Annotated in this window: 16 protein-coding genes; 14 read left to right on the plus strand and 2 right to left on the minus strand. The window is 68.0% G+C overall.

The window, feature by feature from the left end:
- Window positions 1–48 precede the first annotated feature (48 nt).
- The 3 genes from ACTJJP_RS15615 to ACTJJP_RS15625 are packed head-to-tail and all read left to right on the plus strand — an operon-like array spanning window position 49 to window position 4,075.
- Complete coding sequence (locus tag ACTJJP_RS15615; protein ID WP_440775899.1) at window positions 49–987, plus strand: ROK family protein; 939 nt, start codon at window positions 49–51, stop codon at window positions 985–987.
- Complete coding sequence (locus ACTJJP_RS15620; RefSeq protein WP_440775900.1) at window positions 984–2,708, plus strand: ABC transporter ATP-binding protein; 1,725 nt, start codon at window positions 984–986, stop codon at window positions 2,706–2,708. The genes ACTJJP_RS15615 and ACTJJP_RS15620 overlap by 4 nt, the downstream gene beginning before the upstream one ends.
- Window positions 2,705–4,075 carry a carboxylesterase family protein gene (locus ACTJJP_RS15625; RefSeq protein ID WP_440775901.1) on the plus strand — a complete coding sequence of 457 codons (1,371 nt, stop codon included), beginning with the start codon at window positions 2,705–2,707 and terminating at the stop codon, window positions 4,073–4,075. The genes ACTJJP_RS15620 and ACTJJP_RS15625 overlap by 4 nt, the downstream gene beginning before the upstream one ends.
- Window positions 4,076–4,402: 327 nt before the next feature.
- On the opposite strand, the gene ACTJJP_RS15630 is transcribed toward ACTJJP_RS15625, so the two are convergent.
- The gene (locus ACTJJP_RS15630; RefSeq protein WP_440775902.1) at window positions 4,403–5,335 is read right to left on the minus strand and encodes a hypothetical protein; all 933 of its coding nucleotides are present in this window, start codon (window positions 5,333–5,335) and stop codon (window positions 4,403–4,405) included.
- 272 nt (window positions 5,336–5,607) lie between these two features.
- Window positions 5,608–6,480 carry a KPN_02809 family neutral zinc metallopeptidase gene (ypfJ, locus tag ACTJJP_RS15635; RefSeq protein WP_440775903.1) on the minus strand — a complete coding sequence of 291 codons (873 nt, stop codon included), beginning with the start codon at window positions 6,478–6,480 and terminating at the stop codon, window positions 5,608–5,610.
- Between the two features lie 186 nt (window positions 6,481–6,666).
- Between ypfJ and ACTJJP_RS15640 the strand changes: the two genes are divergently transcribed.
- The 11 genes from ACTJJP_RS15640 to ACTJJP_RS15690 all read left to right on the plus strand — a co-directional run.
- Window positions 6,667–7,968 carry an ABC transporter substrate-binding protein gene (locus ACTJJP_RS15640; RefSeq protein WP_440775904.1) on the plus strand — a complete coding sequence of 434 codons (1,302 nt, stop codon included), beginning with the start codon at window positions 6,667–6,669 and terminating at the stop codon, window positions 7,966–7,968.
- A 61-nt stretch (window positions 7,969–8,029) separates the two neighbouring features.
- A complete protein-coding gene (locus ACTJJP_RS15645) occupies window positions 8,030–8,917 on the plus strand; it encodes a carbohydrate ABC transporter permease (protein ID WP_440775905.1) in 888 nt (295 codons plus the stop codon).
- 14 nt (window positions 8,918–8,931) lie between these two features.
- Complete coding sequence (locus ACTJJP_RS15650; RefSeq protein WP_440775906.1) at window positions 8,932–9,813, plus strand: carbohydrate ABC transporter permease; 882 nt, start codon at window positions 8,932–8,934, stop codon at window positions 9,811–9,813.
- A gap of 108 nt (window positions 9,814–9,921) precedes the next feature.
- Window positions 9,922–10,923 (plus strand): LacI family DNA-binding transcriptional regulator, encoded by a 1,002-nt coding sequence (locus ACTJJP_RS15655; protein ID WP_440775907.1) that lies wholly within the window; start codon window positions 9,922–9,924, stop codon window positions 10,921–10,923.
- 100 nt (window positions 10,924–11,023) lie between these two features.
- The gene (locus ACTJJP_RS15660) at window positions 11,024–12,274 is read left to right on the plus strand and encodes a sugar ABC transporter substrate-binding protein (protein ID WP_440775908.1); all 1,251 of its coding nucleotides are present in this window, start codon (window positions 11,024–11,026) and stop codon (window positions 12,272–12,274) included.
- Window positions 12,275–12,302: 28 nt separating this feature from the next.
- Window positions 12,303–13,280 carry a carbohydrate ABC transporter permease gene (locus ACTJJP_RS15665; protein ID WP_440775909.1) on the plus strand — a complete coding sequence of 326 codons (978 nt, stop codon included), beginning with the start codon at window positions 12,303–12,305 and terminating at the stop codon, window positions 13,278–13,280.
- The gene (locus tag ACTJJP_RS15670) at window positions 13,280–14,095 is read left to right on the plus strand and encodes a carbohydrate ABC transporter permease (RefSeq protein ID WP_440775910.1); all 816 of its coding nucleotides are present in this window, start codon (window positions 13,280–13,282) and stop codon (window positions 14,093–14,095) included. Before ACTJJP_RS15665 ends, ACTJJP_RS15670 begins: the two co-directional genes overlap by 1 nt.
- 25 nt (window positions 14,096–14,120) lie before the next feature.
- On the plus strand, window positions 14,121–15,902 hold the full coding sequence (locus ACTJJP_RS15675; RefSeq protein WP_440775911.1) for an amylo-alpha-1,6-glucosidase: 1,782 nt from the start codon (window positions 14,121–14,123) through the stop codon (window positions 15,900–15,902).
- On the plus strand, window positions 15,899–18,226 hold the full coding sequence (locus tag ACTJJP_RS15680; protein ID WP_440775912.1) for a type II toxin-antitoxin system prevent-host-death family antitoxin: 2,328 nt from the start codon (window positions 15,899–15,901) through the stop codon (window positions 18,224–18,226). Before ACTJJP_RS15675 ends, ACTJJP_RS15680 begins: the two co-directional genes overlap by 4 nt.
- A gap of 341 nt (window positions 18,227–18,567) precedes the next feature.
- A complete protein-coding gene (locus tag ACTJJP_RS15685; protein ID WP_440775913.1) occupies window positions 18,568–22,473 on the plus strand; it encodes a LamG-like jellyroll fold domain-containing protein in 3,906 nt (1,301 codons plus the stop codon).
- 209 nt (window positions 22,474–22,682) lie between these two features.
- Window positions 22,683–23,233: hypothetical protein (locus ACTJJP_RS15690; RefSeq protein ID WP_440775914.1), on the plus strand; the 551-nt coding region annotated here is incomplete at its 3' end.

Raw genomic sequence — 23,233 nt, forward strand, 5'->3', positions numbered from 1 at the left:
CGCACGCGGGGAGAGTTCCCTCCTCCCCGCGTCATCCGAGGAGAGATGATGCACGACACCTTCGTCCTGGCCGTGGACATCGGCGGCACCAAACTCGAGACAGCCGTCGTCGACGGCGACGGGCGAATCATCTCCGGTACCCGTACGCGCCGTCCGACGGGGCGGTCACGCGATCGCGCTGAGATCGTCGCGGCCCTGTCCGAGAGCGTCACCGCGAGCATGGCGGCGGCATCGGCGCCGATCGCTGCGGCGGGGATCGGCTCGGCGGGTCCTGTCGACCTGATCGCCGGGACCATCAGCCCCCACAACCTGCCGCTCCTGCGCGGTCTGGCGGTGCGGGAGATCGTGCAGGAGGCCGCCGGTGTCCCCGCGGTGATGCGCCTCGACGGCACGTGTATCGCATTGGCCGAGAGCTGGCGCGGGGCGACCCGGGGGAGTGAGGTGTCGATGAGCATGGTCGTGTCCACGGGCGTCGGCGGCGGGATCATCGCCGACGGTCGGGCTCTGGCGGGGGCGTCGGGCAACGCCGGGCACATCGGACAGATGCATGTGCATCTGGGGGAGCCCACCGACTCCGCCGAGGGCAGCACGCTCGAGGCGGTGGCGTCGGGCCCCGCCACCGTCCGCTGGGCACGAGGTCATGGGTGGGACGGAACGACCGGGGAGGAGCTCGCGCGAGACGTCGTCCGAGGTGACCCCGTGGCGGAGCGGGCGACGCGTCGATCGGCGCAGATGGTCGGCCAGGCCATCGCCAGCGTCACCACCCTGCTCGATTTGGAAGCGGTCGCCGTCGGGGGCGGATTCTCACGGGTGCGGTCCGACTACATCGACATCGTGCGCGACGCCGCCCACGCGAATGCGGTGTTCCCGTACGCGCGCCGCGTCAAGGTGACCGCGTCCGGACTGGGGGACCAGGGACCACTGCTGGGGGCCGCGGCCCTCGCCCTGCGCGTCGACGAAGGCATGCTCGAACCCGTGACGTCGTGACAGCCGCGCGCGCTCTGGGGCCCTACCTGCGACCGCACAGGATCCGGGTTGCGCTGGCGGCCCTGGCCTTCGTCGTCAAGGACAGCCCGTTGTGGGTGCTGCCCATCGTCACCGCGGAGGTGATCGACCTCCTGATCGCGGACGCCGAGCCCGATGCGCTCCTGCCGTGGGGAGTCCTCGCCGTCGCCGTCGTCGCCGTCAACGTCGGCGCGAACGCGATCTACGTCCGGGCCTACTTCTCCGCTGTGCGCGGACTCGGAGCCGACCTGCGCCGCAGCCTCACCCATCGCCTGCAGACGCTGTCGCTGAGCTACCACTCCCGATCCGCAAGCGCGCTCGCTCAAACCAAGCTCGTCCGAGATGTCGAGAATGTCGAACTCATGCTGCAGCAGGGCTTCGGACCCGTTCTGACTGCGGGTTCCGTACTCGTCGGAGCGAGCGCCACGATGGCCGTGCGCGCGCCCATCTTCCTGATCTTCTTCGCCATCACCGTCCCTCTCGCCGTAATGCTCATCCGGTGGCTGCGTCTGCGAACGGGTGCCGCGAACGAGCGGTTCCGACGGGAAGTGGAACACCTGTCGACGCGGATCAGCGAGATGGGCTCGCTGCTCCCGGTCACGCGCGCTCATGGGCTCGAGGCCGTCGCCGTGGAGCGGGTCACGTCCAGCGCCGAGCACGTCCGCGCCGCCGGCTTCGACCTCGATCGAATCAACGGTCGCTTCGGGGCGATGTCATGGGCGAGCTTCCAAATCCTCAGCCTCGTATGCCTGTTCGGCGCGGCGGTGGCGGCGCTCACCGGCGTCGTGCGGGTCTCCGCCGGAGACGTCATCTTGCTGAGCAGCTACTTCGGGCTCCTCACGGCAACCACGGTCGCGGTCTTCCAACTGGCACCGCTGCTCACCCGCGGCCGCGAGTCCGTCTCCTCCATACAGGAGTTGCTCACCGCCGACGAGGTCGAGGACAACGAGGGCAAGCCCGCCCTCGACCACGTCACGGGTGAGATCCGCTTCGAAGCCGTGACGTTCGCCTATGAGCGAGACCCCGCCCTGCGCGAGATCGATCTGACCATCCACCCCGGCGAGACCGTTGCCTTCATCGGGCCGTCGGGCTCAGGGAAGTCGACACTGCTCCATCTGTCTCTGGGACTAATCGCACCCGACCGCGGACGAATCCGCATCGACGGCCACGACCTGCGCGAAATCGATCGACGAACCTACCGCCGCTTCGTCTCCGTCGTGCCGCAGGAGCCGGTGCTGTTCGCGGCCACGATTCGAGAGAACGTCGCATACGGGCTCCCTGATCTCGATGATGCAGCCGTCTGGCGCGCTCTGACGGAAGCCTATGCGAGCCGGTTCGTCCGCGAACTGCCCGAGGGATGGAACACCCTTGTAGGGGAGCGAGGCGGAAGCCTCTCGGGAGGTCAGCGCCAGCGTCTCGCGATCGCGCGCGCACTCGTGCGCGACCCGCGCGTGCTGCTCCTGGATGAGGCGACCGCCGCGCTCGACGGAGAGTCCGAGGCCGCGGTGCACGACGCCCTCGGCGCCCTCCGCGCCGGCCGCACGACCCTCATCGTGGCCCACCGACTGTCGACTGTCCGCGCCGCCGATCGGATCGTGGTGCTCGAGGGCGGTCGGATCCTCCAACAGGGTGATCATGAGTCGCTCGCCTCGGTCGACGGCTACTATCGCACGATGCTGAAGCGAGCCGCATCGTCGAGATGAACAGCAACGATCGATGGGCGGCGGGCGTGAATGTGGCCCGCGGCATCCGATACGCCCGGGCCGAGCGATTCCAGCTCCCTATGCTCGAGCCGCTCCATGCCGAGCGCGTCACCGCACCGGCACCGCAACCGGACGCGGCGGGAGCAGAGGATTGCCTACATCTCACAATTTGGTCTCCGCGGGGAGCTGATGCTTTACCCGTGCTTGTCTGGATCCACGGCGGCGCGCACATCGTTGGAAGTGCGGCCGACCCCGTCACCGACGGCGCGCGACTGGCAGGCAGCCAGAACGTGGTCGTCGTCGCCGCGCAGTACCGACTCGGCGCTTTGGGGCATCTGCTCGTCGACAGTGATGACGACAGCGAAACGGACGCGGGGAACGCGGCGCTTCATGACCAGATCGCCGCCCTCCACTGGGTGCAGAGGCACATTGCCGCTTTTGGCGGTGATCCCGGCGCCGTGACCCTCATGGGGCAGTCAGCCGGGGGCGTAGACGTGTTGGCACTTCTCGTCGTGACAGAAGGCGAGTCCCTCGTGCATCGAGTTATCGCGCACAGCTGTACCGCCGAACGCACGCTGACCGCCGACCAGGCACTCCTCGTGCGCGACGAGCTTCTCCATGCCGCCGACCTGCGGTCCGTCCGCGCGTTGCGCGCGCTCTCCGTCGATGCCCTTGTGACGGCACAGACCCACGTCATCGAACGGCGGCAGGCGTCCGCGGCAATCGATTCACTCCCTTTCCGTCCGGTCATCGATCACCGCCTCCTGCACCAGACCCCGCTGCAGGCGCTCCGAGACGGGACGGCCTCCACCATTCCCTTACTGATCGGCGCGAACCGGCGGGAGGCCCTTCCGTGGATGGGTGACGAGCCGGAGGTGCCTGGCGCCGTTCTCGCCCTACTCGAGGCAGTGGCGCCACAGGCCAGGGCCCACGATCTCGCGCTGGCGTTCGAACGTGACCGCGGGAGAACGCCGACGGCGCGGGCCCTGCGGGAGGCCGTTCTGTCGGAAGTCATGTATCGCTCGCCCATCGAACGTGTCGTCGCCGCACGTCGGGGCCAGGCGACGTTCGCCTACGTCTTCGACCCGGCTGACATCGACGGTGTCGACCCGGGGCACTCCGGGGAGTTACCGCTCGTCTTCGGGACGGCGCCGAATCTCTCGGCCGAGGGGGCCAAGCTGTCGCAGCGGATGATGAACGCCTGGGGCGCTTTCGCTCGCGACGGACGCCCGTCTAGTGAGTCCGAATGGCACGTCGCACAGCACGGCATCTTTCATTGGGGACGAGACCCCGGAATGCTGCGCGCGAGCGACCCCGAAGTGCGTGCCCAGCTGATGGCCGCCGGAGCATCGTGCGACCGAATCTAACGCGTGTTTACCGCGGGTGATTGACCGCGCCCGAAGCACGGTCTGCGGTCCGCCGCGGCTTGTTGCCGAGTACCGAACTCACACGCGCACCTAAGCCGATAATGATCGATATGTCAGCCAAGCGTTGTAGATTCTAAGCGGTCCTGCCTCGCGTCGCGTGTATCGAACGAGACCAAACCAGGCCTCTCGGTCGCCATTTTGCAATGTCCGTTTCCAGCGACCCCCGGGCGAGCGGGTCACTTTAAGCGTCAGATCTTGTGGTCTGAGCATCCGATGGCGGGCGTGATGCGTGCCCGGCGAACACCAAACGTCCCCCTCGTAGGACGCTCAGTCGCCTTGCTTTCGCGGATGGAATACCCGCCAGGTTGACCAGCCTGGGTTGGCAGAACGTCTCTGCGTTGTCGAGATTTGCCGCAGTAGCTCGGCCAGAGCCAGCCCCGTTACAAGGCCGGGCCCCAGGTCGGAGGATTCCACTGCGTCGGCCAGCACGGCCAGGAAGGCCTCATCGAGATAGAATCTCTGAATGCCTGCCTCGAGGGCGTCCGCAACGATCTGGTCCCGTGTGAGAGGGTCGAGCTTTCCGTCATGTGCCGGAGCGAGAGACCGCACCAGATCTTGCGCGGATGGTGCCGTGGGTTTCGCGTCGATGGAGTTCGCTACTGCTGCGGACCATCGGAGGGACGACGTCATGTCAGGAAAGTCGAGGCCCGGCAGATTTGAGAGAGTGTCGAAAGGTCTCACAATCGACGCGCGCAGTCCGCGAGATGCAAAGTCACAGTGCGGCTTGTGGCGCAGAACCGGGTCCGGTGAGCTGAGAAGACTGTCGCGAATGGAGAGGAGATTTTCGGCCATCCTCCACTGGTAGTGATGGTCGAGGACCTCTACGGCCAATGCGGCGACACCGGGAGAGGTCTCCGCAAGGTCGAGGAGGAGGCGCTGGCTTAGGAACTGGCCCACACGCGGTGATTCTGATGCGCTGACTGCGACCTCGTGAACGATTTCCATTCCTCGCTGGGGCCACTCCCTCATCCCGTCCCAGAGGTAGTACATGATGCGCTGCCACCCGAGCCACTCAGCTACCGCTGGACTCGATGTGAGGTCGAGCATTGCTGCGTAGTAGGGCCACGCTTCGGGGGCGTCTTCATCGAAGTCCGGCAGGGCGCTCTCCTCGTCGGAGACACCCAGGCCACAGCTGAGCCGGTCCTCGTCGTTCAACCACTCCGCGAGGAGGAGATCCGCGTCACGTCGAATCTGATTCATGTGATCACCGCAGTCGCATTCCGAAAGCCCCGACGAAGCCACCACCGCGGAGGTCGTTGATCCCGCCGCCCGTTCCACAGAACGGCACGGGCCGCAAAGAGTTCAGCCCGAGCGTTTGACCTGAGATCGTATAGCGGATGTCTCGCCGTAAGTCCGAACTTTGACTGACCGCTGAACGCGCCCTGCGGGTCAGAGGCGTCGCCCCGAAGCGCTTCTCGTATCGGCTCAACCTCTCCCCCAGGCGGTCCTGGCTCTTGATGGTGCCGATTCGGTTACAGGTCCTGACCCGGCACCGAGAACGTGTCGCAGGCGTTGACGCCGCTGTCGTAGCCGACGTCGAACCAGCGCGTGCGCTGCTCACTGGAGCCGTGCGTGAAGCTCTCGGGGTTGACGACACCGCCCGACTCGGCCTGGATGTGGTCGTCGCCCACCGCGGATGCCGCCGAGAGGGCATCGGCGATCTGCTGTTGCGTCGGCGGCTGCAGGTAGGGCGTGCCGTTCTCGTCGACCTGTTCGCCCGCGGCGGCGACCCAGGCACCCGCGTAGCAGTCGGCCTGCAGCTCGGTGCGGACGCCGTTGCTGTCGGGGCCGGTGCCGTTGTTCGGGTACTGCTCGAAGACGCCGGTGAGGTTCTGCACGTGGTGGCCGTACTCGTGTGCGAGCACGTACAGCTGCGCCAGGGGGCCGGCGGTCGTGTCGTACTGTTCGCGCAGGATGGAGAAGAACGTCGGGTCGACGAAGACCGTCTCGTCGGGCGGGCAGTAGAACGGACCCGTCGAGTTCGATGCCGTGCCGCACGAGCTCCCCGTCGCCTGGTCGACGATGACGAGCTGCGGCTCGCGATAGCCCTCGAGGCGCTCCGCCCAGAACTGGTCGATGTTGAGCGAGGCCGCGGCCAGGCGGCAGGCGTCGTCGCGGTTGGCATCCTGTCCCGTCTCGCAGTTCGCGACCGACTCGCCACCCGTCGACGGGCCGGCGGCTTGCTGACCGCCCAGGAGCCCGGTCAGGTCGGTGCCGGTGAGAGCGGAGAACAGCAGCACCACGATCGCGCCGATACCGACCGTTCCGCCGCCGATTGCCGCTACGGTCCCGCCCCGGCGTTTGGCGGAATTGCCGCCGACGCGCGCATTGTCGTTGAACGTCACGGTGGTCACGTTACGCGCGCGTCGACCGGGCGGAATGGGGCTGGACTTCGCGCAGAAGCGGTGTCTGCGCAGGCGGAAGCCGTCGGCGCAACCCCCTGATCTGGGAAATCGACGGGGGTACCGTCGCCCGCGAGAAGCATCGCAGCCCCGGCGTCCGCTTCTCGACGACAACCATCGGAGCCCGTCATGCCTTTGACACGCCGTACCTTCCTCGCCGGATCCGGAGCGCTCGCGCTGCCTTTCCTCCTCGCGAGCTGCGGATTCGTCCAGACCGCCCCCGCCGAGAGACGCCAGGGCACACTCACCTTCACCACCTGGGGGACGGATGCCGAGCTCGCCGGCTTCCGCTCCGCGATCGCCGCGTTCGAGGCGGCGAACGAGGGCTCGACCATCGAGCTCAACGCGGTGCCGTACGAGCAGATGTTCACGAACATCGACGCGCAGCTGCAGGCGGGCAACCCGCCCGACATCTTCCGCGTGCCGTACTACACCTTCGGCGCCTACGCCGGACGCGGGCAGCTGCTCGACCTCAAGCCCCTGCTCTCGGCCGATCGCGAGAGCCAGTTCACCCCGCAGGCGTGGGCCGCGGTGCAGAACGGCGACGGCACGTTCGGCCTCCCGCACCACACCGACACCTCGGCGATCCTCGTGAACCTCGACATGTTCCGACAGGCCGGCATCGACCCGTCGGAGATCCCCACCTCGGCCGACCAGGCCTGGACGTGGGACGAGCTCGACGCCCTCGGCGCGCGCCTGCGGGCGGGCCTGCCCGCCGACCGGTGGCCGTGGGCGTACAACTGGCAGGGCAATGGGGTCACCCGCTGGCTCAGCCTGCTGTTCCAGTCCGACGGCGCCTTCCTGGAATCCGACCAGAAGACCCCGGCGATCGACTCCGACGCCGCGCGCGAGGCGGTGGAGTTCTCGAGTTCGTTCTTCACCAAGAACTACGTCCCCGCCAACAACACGATCGCCTCGTCGAGCTACGCGGCCGAGTCGTGGTTCTCGCAGTCGGTGGCGATGGTGTGGTCGGGCGCGTTCCAGATCCCGGATGCCGAGCAGACGGCCGACTTCGAATGGACGGCGACCTTCGCCCCGCGGAACGTCCGCGCCGGCAGCGACTTCGGGGGCAACGCGCTCGTCGCCACGGCGAACACGCAGCAGCCCGAGCTGGCCGCCGCGTTCCTGGAGTTCGTCACGAACGCCGACCCCATGCGCGACTTCTGCCGCGCGGCATCCCTCCTCCCCACCCGCACCGACCTGCTCACCGACGACCTCACCTTCGACGTGCGGCCCGACCTCGGTCCCGTCTTCGCGGGCCAGGCCTCGCTCGTGCAGCCGCAGGACGTCGCGCAGGTGGCGAGCCCGTCGATGTCGGCGATCATCCCTGTGCTGAAGGAGCAGCTCGACCTCGCCTTCACCGGGGCGCAGGATGCCGCGACGACGGTGACGAACCTGCAGTCGGGGATCGGAGCGGCCACCGGTGGCTGACACCGCGGTCGCCCGGCCCGGCACGGTGCCACGATCGGCTGACCCGGGCGCGGGGGAGAAGATGCGTACCCGCCGCCCGGGCGCGCGCCGCGAGATGCTCGCCGCCTACGGGTTCATCGCGCCGAACTACCTGCTGCTGCTCGTCTTCGTGCTCGTGCCGCTGGTGGGGGCGTTCATCGTCAGCCTGCAGCGCACCGACGGCTTCGGCGCGGGCACATTCACCGGTGTCGACAACTACGCGCGTCTCGCGGGCGACCCGCTGTTCTGGCGGGCGCTCGGCAACACGGTGCTGTTCACCGCGCTCGTGACGCCCCTGTCGATGATCCTGGGGCTCGTGACGGCGACACTTCTCAACTCGGCCCTGCCGGCGCGCCCGCTCTGGCGCTCGCTGCTGATCCTGCCGATGGCGGTGTCGGGCGTCGCCACCGCCCTCATCGGCGTGCTCGTGTTCGATCAGAACTCCGGCATCCTCAACCGCCTGCTGTCGGCCGTCGGGCTCTCGCCCGTGACCTGGCAATCGGATGCCGTGCCGGCGTTCGCGACGATCGTGCTGGCGACGGTGTGGTGGCGCACCGGTTTCAACATGCTCATCTATCTCGCGGGGCTCCAAGGCATCGGCCCCGACCTGTACGAGGCGGCGAAACTCGACGGTGCGAACCGTCTGCAGCGCTTCCGCCACGTGACGGTGCCGCTGCTGGGACCGACGTCGTTCTTCCTCGTCGTGCTGAACGTCATCTTCTCGTTCCAGGTGTTCGACATCGTGTTCGTCCTCACCGGGGGCGGGCCGGGGGGAGCGACGAGCGTGCTCGTGACCTACGCCTATGAGACGGGCTTCGTGACGCGCGACCAGGGCTACGCGGCCGCGATCGGCATGGTGCTGTTCGTCTTCGCGCTCGTGTTCGCCGCCGCGCAGTACCGGGCCAGCAACACGAAGGACGTGGTCGAGTGAGCGTCGACGAGCGGATGCCATCCGCGTCCCCCGTCGCGCCGCCGACCGTGAGCGCCGGCCGACGCGCAGCCACCCGCTCCCGTCGCGGCGGGATGCTGGTGCGTACGCTCATCGTCGCGGTCGTCGGTCTCGCCGCGGTCTCGCCGCTGTACTGGATGCTCGCCGTCGCCTTCTCGTCGCGCGCCGAGCTGCTGGGCGGGCGCGAACTGCGCCTCTGGCCCCGAGAGGTCACCCTCGAGAACTTCGAGCGGGTGTTCGCCTCGTTCCCGGTGGCGACCTGGTTCGGCAACTCCGTCGCGATCGCGGTCGTGGTGACCCTCATCTCCGTGACGACGAGCCTGCTCGCCGGCTACGCGTTCGCGCAGCTGCGCTTCCGCGGGTCGACGGCGCTGTTCTTCCTGGCGCTGGCGACCCTCGTGCTGCCGGTGCAGGTGATCATGGTGTCGCTGTTCCGCATCGTCACCGCCACGGGGCTCTACGGCACCTATTGGGCGGTGATCCTGCCGGTGTCGGCATCCGCGTTCGGGCTCTTCCTCGCGCGGCAGTTCATGCTCGGCATCCCGCGCGAACTCATCGAGGCCGCGCGCCTCGACGGGGCGGGGCACCTGCAGACGTTCACGCGGGTGGTGCTGCCGCTGTCGAAGCCGCTCATCGCCGTGCTGGTGTTCATGAGCCTGCTGTCGTCGTGGAACGACTTCGCCTGGCCGCTCATCGCGCTGCGCGAGAACCGGCTGTTCACCCTGCCGATCGGCCTGCTGTACCTGCAGGGCCAGTTCGGCAGCGACTACGGCGCGACGATGGCCTACGCGCTGCTGAACGTCGTGCCCATCGCGATCGTGTTCCTGGTGTTCCAGCGGTACTTCGTCGCGGGCTTCGCGCGCAGCGGGATCAAGTAGGGGCGTCGAAGACGGGCGGGTCTGCGCGAGCGAGGGATGTGTTGCGCTCTTCGAGGTCTCCCGCTAGCCTGATCGAACCAGTTCGACGATGATGCGGGAGGAGAGCGCGTGGTCAACATCGCCGATGTCGCCAAGGCCGCCGGCGTCTCCCGCAGCACGGTGTCGTACGCCCTCTCGGGCAACCGTCCCATCTCGCAGGAGACGCGCTCACGCATCGACGCCGCGATCGCCGAACTCGGTTTCACCGTCAACGCGGGAGCGCGGGCTCTGGCGACGGCGCAGACCATGGTGCTGGGTCTGCTGCTGCAGTTCCATGACGACGAGTTCCCCCCGGCCATGCTGCAGTACATCCTCGCTGTGTCGACGGCGGCCCGTGAGCTGGGCTACGACATCCTCATGGTCACGGACGATCACGGGCCGGACGCCGTGCGGCGGATCACGTCGTCGAACATGGTCGACGGAGTCGTGCTCCTCGACGTCGCGCACGACGATCCGCGCCTTCCTCCCCTCCGGGCCGCCCGCCAACCCGGCGCTCTAGTCGGTCTGCCGAAGGACACCGAGGGAGTCGACGTCTTCGATCTCGATTTCGGCGAGGCGGCGCGGCAGCTGGTCGATCACCTGCACGGACTCGGCCATCGAGACCTCATCCTGGTCACCCCGCCCCGGCACGTCTTCGATCGCGGCGGCGCGTATAGCTGGCGCTTCCGCGACGCCGCTCTGGAACGCGCCGCGCGATACGGCATGTCGCTGCACGTGCATTACGGCGAATCCCAGCAGCCCGCCATCGAACGCAGTCTGAACGCCATCCTCGACGCCCGGCCGCAGGCGACGGCCCTGATCGTGCACAACGACGCATCGATCGCGGCGCTCCCCGCCGTGTTGCGCGAGCGCGGGACCGTCGTCCCGCGCGACCTGTCGGTGGTCAGCCTCTACTCCCGCGATTTCGGACGCACCTTCCTCCTGCCGTACACGGCGGTGGAGACGTCCCCAGACCGACTGGGCCGCAAAGCGGTTCAGCATCTGGTTCGGCGAATCGCTGATCCGAACTACGGGCCGCCCGTCGTTCGCTTCATCGAGCCGGAGCTCACCGACAGGGGGAGCACCGCCTGAGAAGGCGTTCAGCGCGTCCCTGCTCTTCGCCCCGCGTCGAACCGGTTCAACGCGTCACCTGCTCGAACGACAACGCAGTCACATTCAGAGAGGAATCGCAGTGAGCACGAAAATCACCCGTACCCGGGCTCTCCGCACCGTCGCCCTCGGCGCCGTCGCCATCGGCGTCCTGGCCGGTTGCGCCGGTGGAGGCGCCGGCGGAGGCGACAGCACCGAGGGCTCCGCCGAGGCATTCACGTTCTGGGACCCGTACCCCCAGTACGACGAGACGTCCGAGTGGGCCAAGGTCATCGACCAGTGCGCCGCCGACGCCGGCGTCACCGTGGAGCGCACCGGCTTCGACACCAGCGACCTGACCAGCCGCGCGCTGCTGTCGGGTCAGCAGGGCGACTCGCCCGACATTCTGCTGATCGACAATCCCGCGGTGTCGACGCTCGTCGAGGCCGGTCTGCTGACGTCGACCACCGACAACGGTCTCGACGCCGGCGATGTCGCCGAGAACATACTGGGCGCCTCGGTGGTCGACGGACAGACCTACGGTGTCCCGATCGGCGCCAACACGCTGGCGCTCTACTACAACCCGCAGGTGCTCAGCGCCGCGGGCGTGGACATCGCGTCGGTGACGGACTGGGCGAGCCTGAACGCGGCCCTGGAGAAGGTCGTCGCCGCGGGCAAGAAGGGCATCACGTTCTCGGGCATCGGTACCGAGGAGGGCAGCTTCCAGTTCCTCCCCTGGTTCTGGGGGTCGGGCGCGGAGCTGACCGAGCTCGACTCAGCCGACGCCGTCTCCGCCGTCCAGCTGTGGACGGACTGGGTGAACAAGGGCTTGGCGCCGAACTCGGTGATCAACAACACCCAGACCACGAGCTGGGAGGAGTTCCTCACCGGCGAGTTCGCCTTCGCCGAGAACGGCACGTGGCAGAAGGCCGCGGCCGCCGAGGCAGGCTACGAGGTCATTCCGATCCCCGCCAAGGACGGTGGCCCCGCCGCCGCTCCCACGGGTGGCGAGTTCCTCACCCTCCCGGTGCAGAGCGACACCGGCCGCTACGAGAAGTCGGCGCAGATCGTGTCGTGCCTGACCGACACCACCAACGTCGTCGCCACTGACAACGCGCTGAACTACATCGCGGCGACGCCCGACGCGCAGGAGGCGCAACTGGCGGATGACGCCACGCTCGAACCGTGGATCGAAGCGGTCAACGCCGCCCAGGCCCGCACCGGCGACAACCTGGGCACCCGGTACCCGGTGATCTCGGAGCAGCTGTGGACGGCAGTACAGAACTCCCTCACGGGCACGCAGTCCGCACAAGACGCTCTCGCGGCGGCGCAGCAGAGCGCCGACGCCGGCTGATCCGTCCGCACGAGAATCGAGAACCGACATGACCCTGACGCAGTCTCCTCCTGAGTCAGCGGCTCGTGGTGGTCGAGGGAGGACGTCGGCGGGAGCCGGCGTCTTCCCGGGCCCCGCCCGCCGTTCTCGGCGGCGGGGCCAGTGGGCGGCCTGGGCGTTCATCGCCCCGGTCGTGATCTACCTGGCCGTCTTCTACGCCTACCCGCTGTATCGCAACCTGGATCTGAGCCTGCGCGACTACACGGTGCGCTCGTTCATCGACGGCAACGCGCCATTCGTCTGGTTCGCGAACTACATCGCCGTCTTCACGGATGCCACGTTCTGGCCGGCCCTCATGAACACGGCGACCTTCACCCTGGTGTCGATCGTCTTCCAGTACTCCATCGGCATGGCACTGGCGGTGTTCTTCTTCCAGCGCTTCCCCCTGTCGGCGACGCTCCGGGCGCTCTTCCTCGTGCCGTGGCTCCTGCCCCTGCTGGTCTCGGCCTCCGCGTGGTCGTGGATGCTGAACTCCGAATCGGGCGTGGTCAATTTCTTCCTCACCTCGATCGGGCTCGGGCAGGTGAACTGGCTCACCTCTCCCCAGTGGTCGCTGATCTCGGTGTTGATCGCGAACATCTGGATCGGCATCCCGTTCAACCTCGTCATCCTGTACAGCGGGCTGCAGAACATCTCGACCGACATCTACGAGGCGGCATCCATCGACGGGGCGAACGCGTGGCAGAAGTTCTGGCGCATCACGTTTCCGTTGCTGCGCCCGGTGTCGGCCATCACGATCCTTCTCGGCCTGGTGTACACGCTGAAGGTGTTCGACATCATCTGGATCATGACCCGGGGCGGCCCGGGCTCGACGTCCACCACGTTCGCCATCTGGTCGTACCGACTCGGGTTCGGCTCGGCCCTGCCCGACCTGAGCCCTGCGGCCGCCGTCGGCAACCTGCTCATCGTCATCGCGCTCGTGTTCGGGCTCATCTACATCCGCGCTCAGCGCCGTCTGGAAGTCTGATGAAACGTCGTCCCTGGTGGATCACGCTGGTCGGGGTGATCCTGACCGCGATCATGCTGTTCCCCGTCTATTGGATGGTCAACGTCTCGCTCACCCCGCAGAGCGATATGCGCAAGTCGCCCCCGGACCTCTTTCCGCTCACCCCCACCCTCGAGGGGTACGAGAAAGTGCTCTCGGACCAGTTGCCCTTCCTCGGCACGAGCTTCGTCATCGGCGTCGGCACGGTTCTCCTGACCCTCGCGCTGTCGGCTCCCGCCGCCTTCGCCCTGGCGAAGCTGAGCCCGCGAGGCGGGAACGCCCTGAGCTTCGCGCTGCTGATCGCGCAGATGATCCCGGGGATCATCATGGCGATGGGGTTCTACGCCATCTACCTCAACCTCGGCATCCTGAACACGATCCCGGGGCTGATCCTCGCCGATTCGACGATCGCCGTGCCGTTCGGCGTGCTCATCTTCACCGCGTTCATGCGGGGGATCCCCGACGAACTGCTCGCGGCCGCCCGCATCGACGGCGCCGGCGCGTGGCGCACGTTCCGCTCGATCGTCCTTCCCGTCAGCCGCAACTCGATGGTGACGGTCGCTCTGTTCGCCTTCCTGTGGTCGTGGTCGGACTTCATCTTCGCCTCGACGCTGAACAGCGGCGGCAAGCTCCAGCCCATCACCATCGGCATCTACCGCTACATCGGCAACAACAACCAGGAGTGGAACGCGATCATGGCCACCGCCGTGGTGGCATCCATCCCCGCCGCCGTCCTGCTCGTCCTCGCCCAGCGCTACGTCGCCGCCGGTGTCACCGCCGGCGCCGTCAAGGACTGACCGCACCCTCTCCCGAAAGGCCCCCGTGACCTCCTCGACCCTGCCCTCGTTCGACGTGCGGGAAATCCCCTTCAGCTATCGCGGATCGTGGATGAACCTCTCCCCGGTGATCGGTCTGCACGCGCACTCCGAGCACGTGCACCTCGTCTCGCACGTGACCGGGATGCATGCCGTCCTGCGACTCGTCCCCACCCTGTCCGGCGAGGTTCTCCCCGCCGTCGTCGAGGCCGACCCGGCCGTGCTGACGTGGCGGGTGAACGGTCGGGTGGTCGCGCGGGCCGTCTTCGAGTCAGGCGACGTGATTCGCCTCTCCGGCGACGCGGGGGAGTTCACCATCGCCGACGCCGCGGAGGTGCTGACCCCCTTCTCCGGCTCCTACTTCTTCCGCGCTCCCTCGGACGGAGCGTTCGTCTTCACCTCCTACGAGACGGGGCGTCGCTACCGCATCACCGTGTTGACGGGCACGGGCGCGGCACGGGGGGCCGAGGCGCTGGGCGACGACGCGCGCGCGTTGACTCTCGGCGGCGACGGGGCGTGGGAGGTCGCGATCCAGCAGATCGAATCCGCCGCTGTCCCCTACGCGACGACCGAGTCCTTCGACGCGGTGGCGGAGCGGGTGGCGACCGAGTTCAGCGACTACCTCGGCGCCGTCGCGGGATGGCGCACCGGCGAGACCCCGGCGGCGACCCTGGCCGCATACACGCTGTGGTCGGCGACGGTCGCGCCCGCCGGCTTCCTGACCCGCGAGTCCGTCCTGATGTCGAAGCACTGGATGGACAAGGTCTGGAGCTGGGACCACTGTTTCAACGCCCTCGCCCTGGCTCCCGGTCTGCCCGATCTGGCGCTCGATCAGTTCCTGACCCCCTTCGACCATCAGGATGCCGCGGGAGCCATGCCGGATTCCGTGACGCACTCGGAGGTGCTCTACAACTTCGTGAAGCCGCCGATCCACGGCTGGGCGTTCCAGCGGCTGCGTGAACGACTCGGCCGACCGCTGACCCGCGACGAGCTCGAGACCGTCTACGGCCACCTCGTGCGCTGGTCGCGGTTCTGGCTCGATCACCGGACGTCGCCCGGTCGCGCGTTGCCGTCCTACGAGCACGGCAACGACAGCGGCTGGGACAACGCGACCACCTTCGATCACGACCGGGTGATCGAAGCCCCCGACCTCGCGGCCTTCCTCGTCATCCAACTCGACGTCGTCGCAGAGCTGGCCGACGAACTGGGCCTCGACGGTGACCTGTGGCGGGCCGAGCGCGACCGCGTGCAGCAGGCGCTGCTCGCCGAGCTCCGCGACACCGAGGGCTTCTTCGCGGTCGGCGGTCACAGCCGCCGCGAGAGCAAGCGCACCAGTCTTCTCACCCTGCTGCCCGTCCTCGCCTCCGACCGCTTCCCCGCCGAGGTCGGGACGCAGCTGGCGGAGCAGATTGCGCACCACCTGACCTCGTGGGGCCCGGCCACGCAGCTGATCGGCACTCCGGAGTACGAGAGCGACGGGTACTGGCGCGGACCGATCTGGGCGCCGTCGACCATGATCATCGAGGAGGGCTTGCGCCGTGGCGGGCACGTCGCCCTGGCCGACACGGTCAATCAGCGTTTCCGAGCCCTGTGCGAGGAGTCGGGCTTCGCCGAGAACTTCGACGCGATCACCGGAGAGGGACTGCGCGACCGCGCATACACCTGGACGGCGAGCGTCTACCTCGTCTTCGCCGACGACCATGTGCGCCGAAGCGGGTCCCGGCCGCATCCCGAGGTCGAGGTCGACGCGGTCGGCGGGGCGGGGACCGGCGTCGGGTTCCGCGCGTGACGTCGGATCTCGCCCACTTCCGTCGCGAGGGCGAACGACTCACGTGGCGCGGCGACGGCGAGACCGTGGTCGTGGAGGCCTGGGGACGCGACAGCGTGCGCGTGCGGGCGCGGCTCATGCACGACGTCATCGACCACGACTGGGCGCTCCTGCCCCCGTCCGACACCGCGGCCACGATCGAGATCGACGGCGCCCGGGCGACGCTGACGTGCGGCCGACTGCGCGTGGTGGCGACCTCGCGTAGCGGTATCCAGCTGCAGACGGGGTACGACCGCAACTTCTGTCATCTGGCCTTCTACGACACCGACGGGCGGTTGCTCTTCCAGGAGAGGGATGCCGGTGGCTCCCTCGCTCTGGTGGCGCGCGAGCATCGACCCATCCCGGGGGGAGACGTGCGCCTGACCGCGTCGTTCGACAGCGCCCCCGACGAGCATCTCTTCGGCATGGGGCAGTATCAGCAGGACGTGCTGGATCTGAAGGGCTGCACGTTCGAGCTCGCTCATCGCAACTCGCAGTCGAGCGTGCCGTTCGTGATGTCGAGCCGGGGCTACGGATTCTTCTGGCACAACCCCGCGATCGGCCGGGCGACCTTCGCGGCCAACGGCACGCAGTGGTCGGCGGAGTCCACCGAGCAGCTCGACTACTGGGTGACCGCGGGCGCCACGCCGCGCGACATCGCCCGCGCTTACGCCGACGCCACCGGGCACCCCCCGATGATGCCGGAGCGGGGGCTGGGCTTCTGGCAGTGCAAGCTGCGCTACTCGTCGCAGGAGGAGTTGCTGGAGGTCGCGCGCGAACACGTGCGGCGCGGGCTGCCGCTCGACGTCATCGTCGCGGACTTCTTCCACTGGCCGCGGATGGGCGACTTCCGCTTTGAAGAGGAGTTCTGGCCGGACCCGGCCGCGATGGTGTGCGAGCTCGACGAACTCGGTGTGGAGCTGATGGTGTCGGTCTGGCCGCAAGTGGCCCTCGACAGCGAGAACTACGCGGTGATGAAGAAGGAGAACCTTCTCGTGCGCGCCGAGCGGGGGCTCGACGTGCACATGTCGTTCGAGGGCCCGAGCGCGTTCCTCGACGCGACGAACCCCCGCGCGCGGGAGTTCGTGTGGCAGCGCTGTCGCGAGAACTATGGCCGACACGGCATCCGGACCTTCTGGCTGGACGAGGCCGAGCCCGAGTACGGCCTCTACGACTACGACAACTACCGTTACCACGCCGGCTCCGTCCCGCAGGTGGGCAACCTGTACCCGCAGCACTTCGCGCGGGCGTTCGCCGAGGGGCAGTGGGCCGACGGCGAGAACGAGGTCGTCAACCTGCTGCGCACCGCGTGGGCGGGGAGCCAGCGCTACGGCGCCCTGGTGTGGTCGGGTGACATCGCCTCGAGTTTCGCCGCGCTCCGCGCCCAGGTCACCGCCGGCATCCACATGGGCGTCGCCGGTATCCCGTGGTTCACCACCGACATCGGCGGCTTCCACCAGGGCGATCCGGATGACGAGGGCTTCCGTGAGCTGCTCGTGCGGTGGTTCCAGTTCGGCGCGTTCTGCCCGGTCATGCGTTTGCACGGCGATCGGATGCCGTTGACCCCGGTGCACGCGGCCGACGGCTCCCGGCGTTCCCCCTCCGGCGGCGCGAATGAGGTGTGGAGCTTCGGGGATGCCGCGACCCCCGTGCTGGAGCGCTACCTGCGCACCCGCGAGGCGCTGCGTCCCTACCTGCGAACGGTCATGCGCGAGGCGCACACGGACGGGCAGCCCGTGCTGCGCGGACAGTTCCACGATTTCCCCGACGATGCGCGGAGTTGGCGGGTGCGGGACCAGTTCCTGCTCGGGCCCGACCTGCTCGTCGCCCCGATCATGGAGGCGGGGGCGCGGTCGCGCCGTGTCGTGCTGCCGTCGGGCGTCGATTGGCGTGATCTCTGGACCGGTGCGCAGGCGAGCGGGGGCGGCGAGGTCGAGGTGGACGCCCCGATCGATCGCATCCCGCTCTTCGTCCGCGAGGGAGGCGGCCCACGCCTGGGACGGAGCGCGTCGAACGCTGGGGGCTCTTCGGCCATGACCCGTGCACCCGCGTCGGCAAGGGGGGCGAGCGCGCATCGCCTCGCGATCGAGGCGGCGCGCGGGCGGTTGTCGACGGTCGTCGACAGCGTTCAGGAGCAGCCCGTGCTGTTGACCCGTCGCGGACGACCGGTTGCGGCGGTCATCACGATCGAGCAGTACGAGGTGCTGCTCGCTGCGGAGGGGCTGGCCGATCGCCGGCGATCGCGTGACGGGGACAGGGTCGCCACCGGTGGATCGACTGCGGTCGGCGGAGGTGACGCAGTCTGAGGAGCCGTGCGGGATGCCCTCCTGAAGCGGTTCGAAAGGACGCGTTCGACGTCCCGTCGGACGATCGCCCGGACCTCCGCCCGGCGTGCCACCGTCGCGCTCCATCGTCGTCGCCGCGGAGAGTCTCCGCAGCTGGCGGGCGGAATGTGACCGGGTGGACCGGTCAGTCGTACGCGGGGGCTTCCTCGAGCTGGACAGTTTTCCTTGCGAGGATCCGCATCCTCGTTTATCGTAATGTCGAACCGGTTCGATGTCATGAATCCGGAACTACTCAACGACGAGGAAGAGAATCCCCCATGAGGTCATCTCCGCGGCTTGCCTCCTGCAAGCCCATTGCCGTAGTGACAGCGGGACTGGCGGTCGCCGCTCTCGCCATCGGCCAGCCGGCCGTTCCCGAGGCCGCGCAGGCTGCTCCGGCGGCGGCTTCGGCCGCGGACCACCTGATTCTGGATTACGACTTCGACGGGGCGGGTTCCGTCTCCGCGACCGTCCAGGACACCTCCGGCGACGGGCGCAACGGCACCCTCGTCAACCCCGGTTCGGCGAAGCTCGTCGACCGTCAGGGCGGCGGAAAGGCCCTGCAGCTCTCTGGCGGACCGCGCACTTCCACCACAGCGCCGTACATCACGGTCCCCGCGGGTCTGTTCAAGGACCTGCAGGGCACGACGATCTCGTCGTGGATCAAGTGGGAGGGCGGTGAAGTCTTCGAATGGCTCTACACCCTCGGCAAAGACCGGAACAACGCCACGTTCTACACGCCGAAGTTCGAAGACGGCACGGCCCGCTCCAGCGCCAAGCCCACGGCGGACGGCCAAGAGGTCGGTGCACGGGCGACGACGCCCCTCCCCACCGACGGATGGCATCTGGTCACGACGACCGTCGACGAGAACAACGTCATCTACTACCTGGACGGCCTCGAAGTCAGCCGTACCAACGTCGGTATCGACGTGGCTCAGGTGCTGTACGAAGCGTCGGCGGCGAACTCGGGCTACATCGGTCAGCCCTTCTGGACCGGGGTGCACCCCTTCTTCAAGGGGTCCATCGACGATTTCCAGGTCTACGACACCGTCCTGACGCCGCAGCAGGTGCGGGATCTGGCGGGATCGGCCGCCCCGACGCTCACCGAGGTCCTCGAGACGTCGACGCAGGTGCGTACCGATGTCGGTACGGCACCCACGCTCCCGGGCGTGCGAGCGACGTACAGCGACGGCCAGCAACGTCTGGCCTCCGTCACCTGGGCCGCCGTGCCCGCCACGGCATACGCCCAGCGCGGTTCGTTCACCGTGGAGGGCACCGTCGACGGAACGGACACGATCGTCACGGCGAAGGTGCGGGTCGTCATCCCGGGCGAGCTGTCGATCGACGCCGCGGATCGCACCGGCGCTTTCATGGGCGGTGCGTCGGGCACGCTGTATGGCCTTTACGGCCCCGGCCTCCCGTCGAACAATCTCATCGACGGCATCCAGCTCCGCACCGTCTCGACCAAGGCGCAGGACGGGCCGCAGCACCCCGGTGCTGACGCGCTCGAGGTCGTGAAGCCGCTCGCCGACTCGTCCGACGGCGACGTGTACATCTACATGACCGACATCAACCGCGGCTTCCCCTACCAGGTACCGGGAAACACCGGCGCAGAGAAGGAGGCCTGGTACAAGCAGTCGGTCATCGACCAGGTGAAGCAGGTCAAGCAGCTGCCCGCCGAGTACCAGGACAACATCGTCTTCGTGCCGTTCAACGAGCCCGAGGGCAACATGTACGGCGGCGGAGGCGAGAACTTCTGGGGGTACAGCTGGCTGGACAACCCCGATCGGTTCTTCCGTGCATGGGACGATCTGTACCGCGCTATCAAGGCCGAACTGCCGGACGCACGGATCGCCGGTCCCAACACCAGCATCCTTTACAACCAGGTCGAGGGCTTCATGAAGCACGCCGTCGCCAACGACACCGTTCCTGAGGTCGTCACCTGGCACGAGCTGAGCAACCCCGCCACCATCCGCTCCAGCGTCGACCGCTACCGGACATGGGAGAGAGGGTTCTTCGCGGGGACGAAGTGGGAGGGCACGGAGCTCCCCATCAACGTCAACGAGTACGCCTTCAACTACCACACCTCGGTCCCCGCGCAGATGATCCAGTGGATCTCCGCGATCGAGGACAGCAAGATCGACGCAGACATCGCCTACTGGAACATCGACGGCAACCTCTCCGACTCCGCGGTCGAGGCCAACCGCGGCAACGGCCAGTGGTGGCTGCTCAACTCCTACGGCAACATGACCGGTGACACCGTGCGGGTCACGCCACCGCAGCCGGACGTGAGCTACACCCTGCAGGGTGTCGCCACGATCGATGACGCCAAGCAGCAGGTGAAGGCCCTCATCGGCGGATCCGCCGGTGCGCAGAAGGTGTACGTCGACAACGTGCCGTCGTACGTCGGGACCAGCGCCCACGTCCTCATCCGCGACATCCGCTGGACGGGGCAGATCGGCGATTCCGCCGAGCCCCAGACGGTGAAGGAATTCGAGGCGCCGGTGCGCAACGGTTCGGTCGAACTCGGGTTCGGCGAGGGCGACCTCCCGGCGCTCGGCACCGATTCGGCGTACGAGATCATCGTCACCCCGGGAACCGACACCACGTCCCCGTCGGAGCCCTCCGTCTCGTGGCGCGGCGTCTACGAAGCGGAGACCGCGCCTCACACGGGTGCGCCGTACTACAACAACGGTCCCGAGGGCTCGCCGGCGGATGTCGGCAAGTTCTACACCTCGGGGGAGCGAAACGTCGGAGGCATCGAGACCAACTCGACGCTGACGCTGAACTTCGAGGTGGACGTCCCGCAGGCCGGAACCTACGACCTCAGCGTCCTGGCCAACGCCTACAACAAGGAAGCCCGCAACGAAGCCCAGGGCCCGGTCAACATGTTCCTCCGCGTCAACGGCGCGGCCGAGCAGGAGATCTACGCCGACCTCGGCTACAAGTGGGTCGTCTGGGATCACACCGACACCAAGGTCGCCCTCAACGCCGGTAAGAACACGATCACCCTCGCGGCGCGCAGCCTCGACGGGACGAAGGCGACCACCGGGGCCGCGATCATCGACAAGATCGACGTGACCCTGCCCAACCCGAACCACACGCCCATCTACGAGGCTGAGAACGCGGTTCTCCACGACGCGAAAGCGGCCTACGACCGCGGTGGCGTGTCCGGATCGGGTTACGTCTCCGTCGGCGCCGGGCAGTCGGCCACCTTCTGGATCTACAACAAGGACGACTCGGAGAAGTCGCTCGAGGTGAAGACCCTCGGCGGCGGCACCGGGAAGGTCAAGGTCAACGGCGTGGAACTCGGCGATGTCACCGACACCGCGGGCGTCCCGGCATTCCTCGTCGGTGGCGTCAACAAGGTCGAGGTCGTCGGCGGCACGGGGACCCTCGCGCTGGACCGCATCGCCGTCGGCGCATCGGGCGGCAAGCTCGCGTCGCAGACGATCGAGGCGGAGGCGGGCGTCGTGGCCGGGACCGCGAAGGTGCAGGACCTCTCGCTCGCGAGTGGAGGCAAGGCGGTCGTCGGAATCGGCGGTGCCCAGAACAACGTCAACACCCTCACTCACAAGGTGACGGTGGCGCAGGCGGGGACCTATGCGATGACGGTGCGCTACTCGAACGAGGAACAGTCGCCGGCATCGCACTACAACCCCGACCCGGTGGCGCGACGAGCCGACATCTCGGTGAACGGCGGTCCCGTCCAGCAGGTGCTCTTCCCCCAGAGCTACAACGCCAACCAGTTCTGGGAGCTGACCGTTCCCGTGCAGCTGAAGGCGGGGGAGAACACCGTGTCGTTCGCGTCGAAGGAGGCGCCGGACTTCAACGGCACCACCTTCATCTCCGAGCGGTTCCCCACCCTGGGGCTGCGCTCGCAGTGGGCACCCAACATGGACAAGCTCACCTTCACCGCGATGAAGCCGGGTCCGGCCGCGCCCGCTTTGAAGGTGGATGCCACGGCATCCACCCGGAAGATCGCGGGCAAGGCGTATGTCACGGTCACTTCGGTCAATCGTTCGGCGGTGCCGGTGCAGATGGACGTCGTGACGGCGTACGGGAAGAAGTCGTTCGCCACCGTTCAGCCGGGCCAGACGGTCAGCGCGGCCATCGGCACGGGGAAGGCGACGATCCCCGCCGGCACTGTCACGGTTACGGCCACGGCCACGATCGACGGGAAGAAGACAACGTCGAGCGTCGACGCGGCCTACAACGCGCAGAACTGAGAGATGGGGGTGGGGGCGTTGGTGACGCCCTCACCCCTTGTGAACCACCGCCCCCCCGCACGTCGGCGGCGTGCGGGTGGGCGGTGGTCTGTGCCCCGCTGGGTGCGGTGACGTACGGCGGGGTGCCTGGTTTTTCTGGAGTGGCCGGATCGTCCGGTGAGGATGCGAATCGTTCGACGTCGGTGTCGGACGAAGAAACGGAGTACACAATGAAGTTTTCCAAGGGTGCCGCGGCTCGTATCGCCGTGGCCGCTGCCGGTGGTCTGGTGCTCGTGGGCACGGCGGGTGCGGCGTTCGCCGCCGAGGTCGACGGCTCCGACGTCGACGTCAACGTGCAGATCGCCCCGGTCGTGGGCCCGGGCAGCCTGAGCCTGACGGTGGCCGGTACCTCCGCCACGCTGACGGAGTCGGCATCCGGTGACGCCCAGGTGCGCCAGTTCGACGGTGCCCTGCCCACCGTGACCGTCACCGACACCCGTGACGTCGCCGACATCCCGGCGGATCACTTCTGGTACGTCGTCGGTCAGGCCTCGGCGTTCACCGGCCCCGGTGGCGCCACGATCTCCCCCGACCACCTCGGCTGGACCCCGAAGCTCATCGACGGGGGCGACACCGGTCTCGTGACCGAGGGCGAGCCGGTCGGCACCTCCGAGGACACCGGCGACGACGCGGTCGGCCTCGTCGACAAGGAGCTGCTGTACACCGCTCTCGAGTCGAAGACCGTGAAGGAAGGCGGGGAGTCCTCGTGGACCGCCGACGC

It is taken from the genome of Microbacterium sp. 22296, from assembly GCF_052045385.1.
Classification (GTDB): Bacteria; Actinomycetota; Actinomycetes; order Actinomycetales; family Microbacteriaceae; genus Microbacterium.